This is a genomic window from Symplocastrum torsivum (assembly GCF_059505465.1).
This window is the reverse complement of record NZ_JCACKQ010000035.1, coordinates 16,162-29,498: the sequence shown is the minus strand read 5'-3', so window position 1 is coordinate 29,498 and position 13,337 is coordinate 16,162. Positions and strand designations below refer to the sequence as shown.

Below are 13,337 nucleotides of genomic sequence, written 5' to 3'. Positions count from 1 at the left end.
AACTCCCAAAAAGTAAATTGAACGGTACTGACAACAATTTTTAGAACCTGTTGTCAGGAAGATTTATTCCCTGAGGTGTAGATAGGCACACGTCAACACGGACAACGCTTACAAAGTGTAAAGTTGCCCGTATTTTTGTCGGATGTAACGAATGAATGGCTCGATGCGTAGATTAGCACCAGTGACGCCCCTGATCAGTTCAGTTGCCGTATATTTGCAACCGTGTTGATAGATTTTATCTTTCAACCAATTATGTAGTGTAATACAGTGTCCCTGCTCTATCTCCGTTAAGATTTCTGAATGAGATTGGAGTGCCGCTTCAAAAAACTGTGCGCTCATTAAGTTACCAAGGGTGTAGCCTTGGAACATCCCCCCTATTTGACCAGTGTACCAATGAACATCCTGTAATACACCATCAGTGTCACTTTCTGGAACAATTCCTAAGTCAGAGCGATAGCGTTCGTTCCAAGCTTCTGGGAGGTCTTTTACATCCAGACTTCCTTCTAGCATTTGCAATTCCAAGTCGAAGCGAATCATGACGTGGAGGTTGTAGGTTACCTCATCAGCATCGGTACGAATTAGCGATCGCCCAACTTTATTGATCGCTCGGTAGAAGGTATCAAGCGATACATCACCTAATTGCTTGGGGAAGGTGCTTTGCAGTTGGGAGTAGAAGAATTTCCAGAAGCCGATACTTCGTCCCACCATGTTTTCCCAAAGCCGTGATTGGCTCTCGTGGACACCTGAAGAGGTACCAGCGGCGAGAAGTGTGCCTTCATAGTTCTGATTAATCCCCTGTTCATATAAGGCATGACCCATCTCATGGATCGTGCTAAAGAGTGCCTGACTCAAGTCATTCTCGTAGACACGGGTAGTAATTCGCACATCACCGATCGAAAAATTGGTCATGAAGGGGTGGTGAGTTTTGTCTTGCCGTCCCCGATGGAAGTCATAACCTAATTGCTCAATCAGTTTGAGGCTAAATTCGAGTTGCTGAGCTTCTGGGTAGAACTGGGATAAGAAGCTATCATCAAAGGGTTTTTGGGACGTAATCGCTTCAACAATTGGCACCAGTTCCAGACGCAATTCGGCAAAAAGCGATCGCAAAAATGAAGCTTTCATGCCGTAGTCAGCAAAGTCAATTAAGGGGTCAGCGATATGCTCATAACCAGGGAAAAAGTTTGCCAGTTCGCGGCTGAGGTCAAGCGTTTTTTCCAAATGAGGCTGCACAAGCGCGAAGTCATTGCGAGGTCTCGCCATTGCCCAAGCTTCATAGGATTGGGTCCGATGCATTGAGAACTTTGCCATAAATTCCGCTGGCACCCGCACCGCTGTCTCGTACTTTATCCTCGTAATACGGATCAGACTAGCTTCATCTGAGTCATAAGGAAGACTTTCTTCTAAGGGACGTAAATCTTCTAATAACTGACCAATTGACGGCTCAGTAAATTTGCTATGAGATATTTGTTGTAAAGTAGCCAGTTGCCGTCCACGCGCCGCTGCACCACCGGGAGGCATATAAGTTGCCTGATCCCAGTACAAAAGCGAGGCAGCGGCTTCGATGTCATTAATCTCACTCAGGCGGGTTTTGAGTTCTGAAAGCTTCGGTTCGGTCTTTTCGGTAGTCTGCATGGTTGGGGATTGAGGCTTAAATACTGGTTTTATGTTGTGTGTCGTGTTTCGTAAATTAGTAAATGTACACCTGACAACCGAAAAGGAAAATCTCCCCGACACTGAAGGTGCTTGCAGCTGGGTTGACAACTAAGCTCTTAGAGTGAGCCTATTAATTTGACGCGACGCTGCAAAGCTTTATCCAGTAGGGAGATGACTAACCCTGACGAGGTTCGCCGTTGGCTAACTGGCTCACTGCCAGAATCTTCCACAACAAGGGAACTCGGCTAAGTGCTTGGACATCCGGAAATTATTGGAAACTATTATTGTGCCACTAAGAGAGGAAATCCTGCACCCGGACGAGTATTAATCTCTTCCACCCTGAATTAAAGCCTGAAACTGCTCATTACCCGGAAGCCTGCCAAAATCTGAGTCTGTTCTTGCCTTCTTTCGGTATTCATCAGGATTCAGGTCGATAGCGTGTTCTCTTTCCAAAACTTGTTTGGTCAATCTTATCTATGCCAAGCATAACAGCAAGCTTCGTTTTATCAAGTAGAGTGAGCGTTGGACTAGATAGTTACGAGCAGAGATTAGTGACTGGGGATAGAGAAGGCGAGGTTTTTATCATGACAAACAAAAGGGTTGTCAGGAAATCCGTTTACTTCGGATGTTTCTGCCAACCCTAGTGGGTTTGATTTAGGAGTTCTTAAGTGTTTGAGCCATCAGCAACAAGGTGTTGATTTAGTCTGTAGCTCAATGGCTAACTAACAAGGAAAATGAGCAAGAAGATTAGCCAAGGTTAACTTTGAAGACTTTGTTCTTTTCGTCTTCTGCCTTGGGCATACTCAGGCTCAAGACACCATTCTTGTAATCAGCCTTTACCTGGTCGTTTTGAACTCGCGCTGGTAAAGGAATCACTCGCTGAAACTTACCATAATGGAATTCTGAGCGAGTCATACCACTTTGTTCTGTCTTGGTTTTAGACTGACGCTCTTCAGTAACGGCAACGGCTTGCTCGGTTACTCGAATATCGATATCCTTGGCTTTCATGCCAGGAATTTCTAATCTCAATTCAATGGTGTTTGATGTCTCGTGCATTTCTGCGGCTGGCATGAAAGCAATAGCATTATTACCACCTTCTTCTGTAGAGGTGAGGCTCTCAAACAGCCGATTCATTTCTCGTTGTAAACTTTCAACTTCCCGGAACGGTTCCCAACGAATGAGTGCCATAATTTATCCCTCCGATAGTGAAATTTCCTTACGGTTTAGATCACTTTTTGGGTTCAATTTCAAAGTGACAAAGCTGAGTCATCTATTAATGAATCACTTTGATTTCCTGAACCTTCTATTAAAGTATCAAAGACACCAAAGTCGAGGGGTTCGGTTCCGCACCAAAGGATTAGGCTAACAACCGTACATTCAATTTAATGATCGTTGAGGTTTTGATAACGGTAAAAGCTGTAAGCATCAAATAAGGCTCCGACAAGGCTACAGGTGAAGCCAATGACTGTGATTCCCTCAAAGGGACTGCCACTGCCAAAGACAGCGAGAAACTTGAGGAGTTGTGTTGTTCCGGCTTGACCTATTGCTTCCAAGCCAGGAACCCAACCGATTACTGAGAGAGTGGCTAACAACACTGTCAGCAGTAGGATCGGAGCAACAAAGCTCAGCAGGATGGTTAGTACAACGGAACGGAGAAAGTTAGGCAAAATGCTCATAAATTGCATTGGACTACAGGTTGAGGGACGTAGGTACCTTCATTAAAACTTGCCACTTTCTACAATAGAGGCGATCGCTTCCTATGACTGAAGATGTGAGAAAACTTAAATCTCCATTAAGAATCTTGGTTAAAGTCCGTGAAACTTACTCATAAACAAGTCCTGACAGCACCATCTTCACTGGCACATTGTTTGCCACTCTCAAGCACTTAAGAAAACACCTTTGGCTGCCACAATTGCAGTAACCAATCTTGTTGTATTTCGCACGGAATCTAATCAAGTAGCAGCATTGGAAGACCGCTGCGCTCATCGTAATACACCGCTATCAAAGGGGAACAAATGAGACAGAGGTTTACACAGTGATAACATTTCGAGTGGGAAAAATCGGGTGGAATTTATCGCAACACTCGTTAACAGCTAGAAACATTAGGCGGGAACACCTGCTTCTGCTGAGGGTTCTTGCCGAACGCTACTTGGAGTCTCAGTCCGTGTACGCATTTCTAGATAAATTAGCAAAGCATTAATGTCTGCTGGGTTGACACCACCAATTCGGGAGGCTTGACCAATTGTTAAAGGTTTTATCTTAGTGAGTTTTTCACGAGACTCCTTCGATAGGGTGTCAATCGTTGCATAATCTAAATCAGGCGGTAGATGTCGGTGCGCTTGGCGGGAAACTAGATCAATTTGGTTTTGCTGACGTTGGAGATAACCTGAATACTTAATGTCAATTTCAGCACCTTCGCGTTCCGCTTGGTTTAGTGTTGGGTTACCGAGTCCATACTGGTCAAGATTGACATAGTGAAAGCCTGGTCGCCGCAACAAATCAGCTAAGGTAATGGAACCTTTAATTTTTTGCTGAGTATCAGATGCGATCGCTTTTCCTAACTCATCATGTTCTTTGACCCGAACTTCCTGCAATCGCTCTTTTTCTGCTGCAATCTTCGATTGCTTTTGCGTGTAGAGATTCCAGCGTCGGTCATCAATTAGCCCCAACTCTCGCCCTAAGGGCGTCAGACGCCTGTCAGCATTATCTGAACGTAGTAGCAGGCGATACTCAGAACGACTGGTGAGCATCCGGTAAGGTTCTCGTAGATCCTTCGTACACAGGTCATCAATTAACGTGCCAATATAGCTCTCCTCGCGGGGAAGTACAATCATTTCCTGATGCCGTACATACCGTACAGCATTAATTCCTGCGACGATACCTTGAGCCGCTGCTTCTTCGTAGCCCGTGGTGCCATTAATTTGCCCTGCACAGAAAAGTCCTTCAACCTTCTTCGTCATCAGGGTAGGGTAACACTGCGTTGCGGGTAAGTAGTCGTACTCCACCGCATAGGCAGGACGTAGCATTGTACAGTTTTCCAATCCAGGAAGCGATCGCAACATCTGCAACTGCAAATTCTCTGGTAATCCTGTTGAAAATCCCTGGATATAAAGTTCAGGAATATCTCGTCCTTCTGGCTCAATAAAAATCTGGTGGCTTTCCTTATCCGCAAAGCGCACAATCTTATCTTCAATACTGGGACAATAACGCGGCCCCTTAGCATCCACCCAACCCCCATAAACAGGTGACAGGTGCAGATTTTCTCGAATCAGCCGATGAGTCTCGGTCGTAGTGCGGGTAAGATAGCAATTCATCTGTTCCCGTTCCACCCACACTTCAGGGTCAAAACTGAACCAACGCACCTCTGCATCACCCGGCTGAGGTTCCAGATTGCTATAGTCTACTGAGCGCTTGTCTACTCGCGCTGGGGTTCCTGTCTTTAGCCGTCCTGTTTCAAATCCCAGCCGATTCAGGGTTTCCGTCAAACCAACCGCCGCAAATTCTCCAGCACGTCCGGCTGGCATCGACTTATTCCCTACCCAAATGCACCCACCGAGGAAGGTGCCAGTTGTCAGAACGACAGCAGGTGCTTGGAAGGCTACACCAAAGTAGGTTTCAACACCAATAACCTCATCATTGGCACCCAAGACTAAATTTGTCGCCATCGCTTCGCGGATTGACAAGTTTTCTTGGTTTTCGACAATCCCCTTCATTAGAGATGCATATTCCCGCTTATCCGTCTGCGCCCGTAAAGCCCAAACCGCTGGGCCTCGTGAGGAATTGAGTACCCGCTTTTGCAAGTAAGTGCGATCGGCCATTTTGCCAATCTCTCCCCCCAAAGCATCCACCTCATGAGTCAACTGCGACTTTGCGGGTGCCCCTACGGCTGGGTTACACGGTTGCCAACCGATTTTGTCAAGGTTAAGCGTTAAGAGTAGGGTGCGACAGCCTAACCGTGCTGCCGCGAGGGCTGCTTCACAACCCGCGTGTCCGGCACCGACAACAATGACATCAAAAGCGTCTTGAAATTCTACTAGGGAGGGTGAGGTCATGGTAAGCGTAAGCGTTTGAGTAACAAAGACTCCTGCTTAATTTTAACGGGTAGAAATGGCTCTACTCCCTTAGGTGTAAAGATTACCAGGAGGTTAACCAAGCTCACTACAAAGCAATGCGTTTCTGGATGAAGAAAATGCGATCGCTTGACGCTAATAGTAAATTAAAATCTTACTTTATTCTTTGTTGCGGAAGATTTTCTAACTCCTGAACAACCCTTTCTTGGCTAGCCGTCAAGTGGCAACGGATGGCTTGTGTTGCAGCTTCGATATTGTGTTGGGCGATCGCTTCATAAATTTGCAGGTGTTCAGTTCGGATCTCCAACACTCTTGGGTTATAACGAGTGGTTTGTACTCGCAAAAGTGCCATTTTGCCAAACACTTGGTCGAGGAGAGACACCAGACAGGTGTTGCCAGAACTTTGGGCGATAGTGCGATGAAACTGATAATCTAATTCTAAAAGCTGGTTACTATCGGGATTAGACGCTTTTCGTTTGAGTAGCTTCTCTGCCTGCGTGACAAGTTCCTTTAGTTTCTTGAGCTGAAAGTCGCTAGCATTTTCACAAGCGCCCGTTACAGACAAGGTTTCCAAGGCAATGCGGCAATCGTAAAGATGCATTGCCTCGTTTGGGGAAACAGTTGCCACTCGTAACCAACCCAGTTCATCTGCTGTGATTAACTCTTCTCGTTGAAGTTGGCGGATCGCTTCACGAATAGGGGTTCGACTAACTTGCAACTGTTCAGCAATCTGTGTCTCGATTAAGCGATCGCCCGGAGCAAGTTCTCCGCAGAGAATACTGTCCCGGAGAGCTTGATAGGTTTGTTCGTGCAGCGATTTGCTCCGTTGTACGTTTTTTGCCGATAAGACCAAAGCTCAATCTCCTTGCATTTAATGGCTTCTCTGGGGCAGATCAGTACTGCCTGTAACCCTAATACAGTACAATTTCTGCATACAGAATACAAATTTAACCGAAGAGTCTTTCTAGTGAGGAAGGCTTATTAATCCAGCGTAGATTTCACCAAGAGTTCAACCGAGGTGGTTTACTACAATTGGGGTTGAGTTGCTTAGAATCAGCATTTTAGCTGACCCAATGCTTAGCTCTCCCGACAGCTTTGAGCCAGATTTGGAAATTCTCCTGTGCTTGGGTGGCATTGGCACTTGGCTCAAAAACATGGTCAACTTGACGGCTGGCGGTGAGGGTGGCGTAGTCCTGCCAAAATCCTACGGCTAAGCCTGCGGCAAAGGCGGCTCCTTGTGCGGAGGCCTCAAGTACCTGTGGACGTTCTACGGGGATGCCTAAAACATCGGCTTGGAATTGCATTAAGAAGTTATTCTGGCAAGCTCCTCCATCGACCTTTAATCGGGCAATTTCGGTATTTGAGTCTTGGTTGATGGCTTGTACAACTTCCTTAACTTGATAAGCGATCGCTTCTAAAACTGAGCGCACCATATGTTCGCGCTGAACTCCGCCAGTTATGCCAAAGAATGCCCCTCTTGCACTCATATCCCAATGGGGCGCACCTAAGCCACTTAATGCTGGAACAAAATAAACGCCACCGTTATCGGCGACTCGTGTTGCCATCGGTTCGGTATCTGCGGCGGCTGTAATAATTTTGATGCCATCTCGCAACCACTGAATGCAGGCTCCAGCCGTGAACATACTACCCTCTAGGGCATAACCAACTTTGTGATGGGATGAGGAATCGGTTTGTGTCCAGGCAATTGTGGAGAGTAGTTGATTTTGCGATCGCTTTAATTGGTCGCCAGTGTGAGCAATTAAAAAGCAGCCAGTGCCATAGGTACATTTTAATAAGCCAGGGCGATCGCATCCGTGGGCAAACAGTGATGATTGTTGATCACCCAAAATTGCTGTAATCGGCACTGAATCCCCTAATAACTCTGACTTGGTATGACCAAATAAGCCTAGACTTGGCTGAATACTTGGCATGAAATGCGCCGGAATGCCAAATAAGTCTAATAGTTTGCCATCCCACTGCTGCTTTCTTAGATTTAACAACATCGTGCGGCTAGCATTGCTAGGTTCTGTTGCGTGAACCTCTCCTCCAGTTAGGTTCCAGAGAATCCAGGTATCAATGGTACCTGCCAAAACATTATCTAGGTCGATGGGAGGGTCTTGTTGTTGAATATGCTCTAATATCCACGCCAACTTAGTTGCAGAGAAGTAGGCATCCAGTACTAAGCCTGTGCGATCGCTTATTTTGGCGGCATAACCCTCTTCGGTCAACTGATTACATAAGGGAGCAGTGCGGCGGTCTTGCCAAACAATAGCATTATGTAGAGGTCGCCCTGTATCTTTGTCCCATAGCAAACAGGTTTCTCGCTGCACACTCATTCCAATTGCAGCAATCTCCGAAGCCTTGACCCCTGCTTTCTCCAATGTAGTCTGCATTACCCACAAGGTATCTTGCCAAATCTCTCTTGGGTCATGCTCTAACCAACCGGGTTGAGGATAGTACTGCGTGAGTTCTTTATACGCTTGACTAACAATTGCCCCACCGTTGTCAAACAAAATTGCCCGGTTGCCTGTAGTACCAAGGTCTAGGGCTAGAACATACGCAGAAGCATCAGCAGTCATGGCTTAAGGAAAAGCAATTGTTAGTTCTTATACCATTTTGCTGTATGTTGAGACTTGCAGAAACCTGGTAAGTAGGTAGAAATGAATAAGAAGGTCATCTACCTGTGATCTCACCCCAGATTGAAGACTATTTGCAAGATATTTTGGACGTATCCCCTCAAACTCTCCAATAGTTAAAATCAAGGTGCGATGCAGCGCAATTATGAGCTAAGGCGATGACACAAACTCCCCTTCTCAATCAGCCCTCCACCGATCAACGCCTCATTTATGGTGGCATTACCTGGCAACAGTTCAAGCTGATTCAGGCAGGTTTTGCCGAGTCTCCGGGTGTCAGGTTGTTCTACTACAATGACGCGATCGAAATTCTTATGCCGGGACGTGAACACGAAGTTTTTAGTCGGCTCATCGGCTTTTTGATTGGGTTGTTCTGCCTGGAAAATAATATCGAATTTGAACCTACAGGCTCAATGACTCAAGAGCGAGAAGGGGAAGTCTCAGTCCAGGCGGATGAATCTTACTGCTTTGGGCAATCAAAGCCAACCCCCGATCTCGCCATCGAAGTCGTATTTACTAGCGGTGGTCCCAACAAACTTCAGCGATATCAGGCGATTGGAGTGCCCGAAGTGTGGTTTTGGCAAGATGGGCTATTCAGCCTCTATCGCTTGCGGGAGAATCACTACGAAAAAATCTCCCGCAGCGAGATTCCAGAACTCGCAACCCTCGATATAGATTTGCTCACCCGTTGCGTGTTGATTGCCCAAATGTCTCGGCTAGAGGCAGCAACCGCATTTCGCAACGCCCGCAAGCCCAATTAGCCACTGCTCACTATCAACCGTGGCATCCGTTTGTTCTGGATTTTATAGCGACAAATAAAAGCAGGCGCAAACCTTAGAGATTGCCCCTAAAACGAAGGAAGCGGCTGCCCATGCTATCGCTTCTACGAAATCATTATTATGGAATTGTGCAGCGTCTTGCTCCCTATAGTTTATTGCCCTAGCTGAAGTTGCACTCTTACCCGTTCATTGTCTAGTTCTCCCGCACGGAACGTTGCTGGACTAGTTGAACCATTTAGAGTATCCCCAACAACAACGTCAACTTGTTCGTTTATTCCCAAGTCTTCGCCAATTGAAAGGCTTGATTGAGAGCGAGTGAGTCTACCAATACTAGTTGCAGAATTCGGCTGAGTGACTTGTGGTGTTCCATCATCAAAGAAATTTTGGAAGTCAGAGATTGTACGACTCTCAATCTGGAGAGATTCACCAGACAGAGTGACTGAATTATCGTTTGCGCGAGATGGGGTAGCTGTCTGTGCAAGGGTAACTGGTGCGAAGCCAACAACTACTGCTCCGATTCCTAAGACAACAAGCGATCTGCGTAGCATTAACTTTACTCCCTGGTTTTATTTTGTTTTAAACTTTTACTTCAAGCTTTCTCTTTACTTATAGTGTGTTGATATTGATGAGAATTTTACCTCTATCGCTAGATATAGCAATAGTTTTTATGAAGCACGTTACAAAGCTACTGAATAAGTCAAGAAGTATTTTTATCTATATAAGATATTAGCTACCAATTCTGTAACTAATCGAACCATTCTTTATCTCATCAAGAGAAATCCAAACGCTAGTGTGATACACATTACACTTTTTTAGTAATCATGGATTTTGTATCAATCGCGATTATTTTATCTATTTTTAAGAAAAACGTATTCTATATCTTGCCGTCTTAAAGAACCCTAAGAAAAGCGATCGCTTATTTAAGCGGAATGGCACTGACATAAGCCACATTGACACCTTTGTAGTTTGGGTTGAGGTGAGCGTTACCCAATTTTTCGATAACGACCCAAACAACACGTACTAGTAATAAACATAAAAACCCTCTGCCTTCTGCCTTCTGCCTTTTGCTAAAATTTATCGCTCTGGGTTAAAGCTAAAGGGGGGAAAAGTCTGTTGAATCCCAGAAGGTAAGCCCACTGACACGATAAATTTCTCATCCCACGTACCAACGACACTGGTAAAGAAGTAGGAATCACGCTGTCCAGCATCCAATACTTGTTCTACCAAAACGCCTGTCTGGTCACTGACTCGTAACTGCAAACCTAGAGGTAGACTCGTACCAGGCGTGGCCCCCAATATTAGTAACAATGTCCATTCAGGAATCGGATTTGATAGCACAGACCAGGTAACGGCATACAGCCGTAATGGCATTCCCCCTAACCGCAAGTCACGATAAGCACCACGCGCTTCCACAGGAATTTCTACGCCTGTTTGCTCCAGTCGTGTCACGATCGCTTCAAATTCTTCCACAGGCGATCGCACCGGGGCATTGGCAGCAAAGGTTGGCAGTAGTACCCAAGAGAGTTCCTGTGCGAACTCATCCAACTCGTTCCACAACCAGCGCCCTACATTCACAGCAGGTTGTGTTAAAAGCTGTAGGATATCTGCAAGATGCTGGCGAGATTGAGTCAGTAAACTGGGTGAGTTTGGCGCGGAACGCTCCTGTCGTTCTACTTGATACACCCAATCGAGTAACTCTGGACTAGTGAGGACAACCGCTCCTTGTTCCCAAGTCAAAATTGAAGAGAGTTGGCGTTCTGATGAGTGTAATTGAGATAACTGTGTTTCTAGTTCCGAGCGAATTGAGGATAAGGAACGAATGCGATCGCGTTGAGGTAGAGACACTGCTGTCGGTTCCAATCCGGACAGATTTAACAACAAACGATCTGGCTCACCCTCAAACCAGGTTAAAGGTAGCTGATAAGTCCAATCGTCCTCAGCTTCTAAATTGACTTGTCTTAGTCGATTGGTTAACTGTGCGTGAGAGAGGAAACTCTGAACCGTAACACTTGAAAATTCTTCTTCAACCTCCACCAACACGTAAAAATGAGGGACAAATTCTGGTAAATCTACAACTGCCCTGGGTAACATGACTTCTTCATCACTCAGGCTACCAGTAGCAATTAAGCAAATGTTGAACCCATTAACCTTCAGGTTACATACGGCTTCAATGGCATTGGCAAGAGAGGGTTGTAAGACTGAGCAATGCTCCCGATTGATCGTTACATCAGCCGAGCGTCCCTCCAGCCATTCCTCGAAACCAAATAGGGCTAAGGCGTTTAGATACGTCTGCCACTGTCGTTCTTCATTAGGAATATTTAGGCTCAGTGCTACAGCTTGGTCTACAACCTCTGGTGAGAGGTTAACCGATTCTGTAGCTAAGGGTTCAAAGTCGAGCCAAATTTGGGCGGTACGATCTAAGGAATAATTCATAGTTAGTTTCTCCTAGAATCAAGATAGCGGCAGAGTCTTTGGGCAAAAAGACTGCTTGGTAGGGTTTGTTTTCTTGCGGTTGTTGCTGTACTGGCTTCCGTTAGTGCCTCTTGGATTACGGTGTCAATTTGTTCACTGAGTACCTCTTCGAGCTGTTGATTGAGTGTCTGAAGGCGTTCTGGGGTTGTGTAGACTTTGGCTTGCTCAAAAATGCGATCGCGTAATTGCAAGAGCAATCGCTGTCGGATATCTGCACGAAGAGACTTCAGCTTGAGCAAGCGGCTGACTTGAAACTGCGCTTGCAAATTCACTAGGGGCGCAATTTCACTCATCGACAATTCCTGACAGTGGAACAACTGCAATGCCGCCAGAAATTTTTCTGCTTTATCGGGATCTTTACGTTTTAACTTCCTAACTTGGTCGTCCGTTACCTGCGCTACAGCTTGGTCTAAACATTCCACGAGTTGTTGGCGATAGAAGCTTAAAAATTCTGTTTGCTCGTCAGTATCCTGGTTATCCCCCTCAAGAGCTGGAAGACGCTCACTCAACGTGTTAGTGTCATTCACTTTGGCATCCAGAGATTCTGTTGGCAGAGAGCCACCCCGGACGTAAATTCGGTACTCCCGCAGACGAGAACCAATTTCTTGTAATTGTGTCATCAGGATTTCGGGAGCAAGCATCTCGTGAGTTTGGTTGAATAAGCGTTGTGCCATTTGCTGGAGTTGTTCGGTCGTCGGTGGTAGGCACTGTCCTTGGGTTCCTGTCTGACGTGCAAGCAAGCGTTGAGCGCGATAAACAGCGTGATAGTTTTCTAGAAGTCGTGTCGCCTGCTGGACTTCAACAGGCGTTAAGCCGTGAAACTGCGTGAAAATCCGTTGCAACTGCTTGGGGCGGGTATCGTTAAGGATTGCCCAGTCACTGACCAGGTAAACCCCGTGTTCCAGCAAGAAAGCATTCAGCTCTTTGTGGTGTTTTACTCGCCGCGTTGCCCAAGTCGCTAGGCTGCTCTGCTCTGGTTCGAAGGTTTGTAAAATATCGCTTATTAGCGATTGATAGGGAGTCGCAACTGAGCGAGTTGGGTTTCGCTGTTGTCTTATCCCGTCATCATCTAAGACAAAAGGTAGTAAATCATTGCAGGTGAAGCCATGATCTGCGCCAAACTGCGCTTCCAATTTCAGGCAAACTCGCTCGATTTGATGAGAAATAAAGCACTGTAGACAACGTTGAGCCAAAAAACCTTGCTGTTCTTCTTGACGGGATGTTGCTTGAAGGCTTCCTTGGTTAGCCTGTTTCATCCAGTGCAGGAGTTGACGTTGGATGAGGGTATCCGGGACATCGCTTTGAGCCATGAATTCCGGAAAGGATAGCAAGAAAAACTCTTGGGCTTCAGGAATTTCCTTAATTCTGCGTTTTCCGGTAGCATCAATTCTCACAAGTCTCCAGTATCTTAAGGCAGCACCCATAGCAATTCTGACAGGGGAAGAAATCATCGAATGTTACAGCTGAGGCAATTTACTGTTTATCTATGAAGTGTCGCAGAAATCCTGATAACCGAGTCGCCTGATGGATGATTGGCTGGCTGTGGTGCTGGACTATGTTTTCTAGAGCGATTAACGGTTCTACTAACGAAAGGGAAGCTATAGCCTCTGTCACCGCCATATCGTTTTAATTCATCCTCCCAAGGTTGTTCACCTCCCTAATCGAGATTTAAGTCAGTGGCATCAGAGCCTGTCAGCATTAATTAACTCTCGTCAAATTCAGCTTATGCA

12 protein-coding genes are annotated in these 13,337 nt (G+C 46.0%); 2 read left to right on the top strand and 10 right to left on the bottom strand.

From position 1 onward, the window contains the following. Positions 1-108: 108 nt before the first annotated feature. The 4 genes from AC5JL3_RS11500 to AC5JL3_RS11485 form a co-directional block, all read right to left on the bottom strand. Positions 109-1,632 carry a carboxypeptidase M32 gene (locus tag AC5JL3_RS11500; RefSeq protein WP_496074619.1) on the bottom strand — a complete coding sequence of 508 codons (1,524 nt, stop codon included), beginning with the start codon at positions 1,630-1,632 and terminating at the stop codon, positions 109-111. A 345-nt stretch (positions 1,633-1,977) separates the two neighbouring features. Then, positions 1,978-2,121 carry a TPR end-of-group domain-containing protein gene (locus AC5JL3_RS11495; protein WP_496074618.1) on the bottom strand — a complete coding sequence of 48 codons (144 nt, stop codon included), beginning with the start codon at positions 2,119-2,121 and terminating at the stop codon, positions 1,978-1,980. Between the two features lie 279 nt (positions 2,122-2,400). Further along, complete coding sequence (locus AC5JL3_RS11490; RefSeq protein ID WP_496074617.1) at positions 2,401-2,841, bottom strand: Hsp20/alpha crystallin family protein; 441 nt, start codon at positions 2,839-2,841, stop codon at positions 2,401-2,403. Positions 2,842-3,035: 194 nt separating this feature from the next. Continuing rightward, complete coding sequence (locus AC5JL3_RS11485) at positions 3,036-3,329, bottom strand: hypothetical protein (protein WP_496074616.1); 294 nt, start codon at positions 3,327-3,329, stop codon at positions 3,036-3,038. Positions 3,330-3,516: 187 nt separating this feature from the next. Here AC5JL3_RS11485 and AC5JL3_RS11480 point away from each other — a divergent pair, with 187 nt between their 5' ends. Further along, positions 3,517-3,672, top strand: coding sequence for a Rieske 2Fe-2S domain-containing protein (locus AC5JL3_RS11480; protein ID WP_496074643.1), 156 nt, complete (start codon positions 3,517-3,519; stop codon positions 3,670-3,672). A gap of 83 nt (positions 3,673-3,755) precedes the next feature. Here AC5JL3_RS11480 and mnmG read toward each other — a convergent pair whose 3' ends face one another. From mnmG to glpK, 3 genes are all read right to left on the bottom strand, one after another. After that, positions 3,756-5,705: a tRNA uridine-5-carboxymethylaminomethyl(34) synthesis enzyme MnmG gene (gene mnmG, locus AC5JL3_RS11475; protein WP_496074615.1), complete on the bottom strand. Its 1,950-nt coding sequence runs from the start codon at positions 5,703-5,705 to the stop codon at positions 3,756-3,758. Between the two features lie 172 nt (positions 5,706-5,877). After that, positions 5,878-6,576, bottom strand: a complete 699-nt coding sequence (locus AC5JL3_RS11470) for a GntR family transcriptional regulator (protein WP_496074614.1) — start codon at positions 6,574-6,576, stop codon at positions 5,878-5,880. Between the two features lie 208 nt (positions 6,577-6,784). Beyond that, positions 6,785-8,302: a glycerol kinase GlpK gene (gene glpK / locus AC5JL3_RS11465; RefSeq protein ID WP_496074613.1), complete on the bottom strand. Its 1,518-nt coding sequence runs from the start codon at positions 8,300-8,302 to the stop codon at positions 6,785-6,787. Between the two features lie 215 nt (positions 8,303-8,517). On the opposite strand from glpK, the gene AC5JL3_RS11460 reads away from it, so the two are divergent. Further along, on the top strand, positions 8,518-9,117 hold the full coding sequence (locus AC5JL3_RS11460) for a Uma2 family endonuclease (protein WP_496074612.1): 600 nt from the start codon (positions 8,518-8,520) through the stop codon (positions 9,115-9,117). Between the two features lie 170 nt (positions 9,118-9,287). Here the strand turns inward: AC5JL3_RS11460 and AC5JL3_RS11455 are convergent, their stop codons facing one another. The 3 genes from AC5JL3_RS11455 to AC5JL3_RS11445 form a co-directional block, all read right to left on the bottom strand. Next, positions 9,288-9,683 carry a hypothetical protein gene (locus AC5JL3_RS11455; RefSeq protein WP_496074611.1) on the bottom strand — a complete coding sequence of 132 codons (396 nt, stop codon included), beginning with the start codon at positions 9,681-9,683 and terminating at the stop codon, positions 9,288-9,290. 526 nt (positions 9,684-10,209) lie between these two features. Beyond that, positions 10,210-11,568, bottom strand: a complete 1,359-nt coding sequence (locus AC5JL3_RS11450; protein ID WP_496074610.1) for a DUF1822 family protein — start codon at positions 11,566-11,568, stop codon at positions 10,210-10,212. A 2-nt stretch (positions 11,569-11,570) separates the two neighbouring features. Continuing rightward, positions 11,571-13,058 carry a helix-turn-helix domain-containing protein gene (locus AC5JL3_RS11445; RefSeq protein WP_496074609.1) on the bottom strand — a complete coding sequence of 496 codons (1,488 nt, stop codon included), beginning with the start codon at positions 13,056-13,058 and terminating at the stop codon, positions 11,571-11,573. Positions 13,059-13,337: the final 279 nt, after the last annotated feature.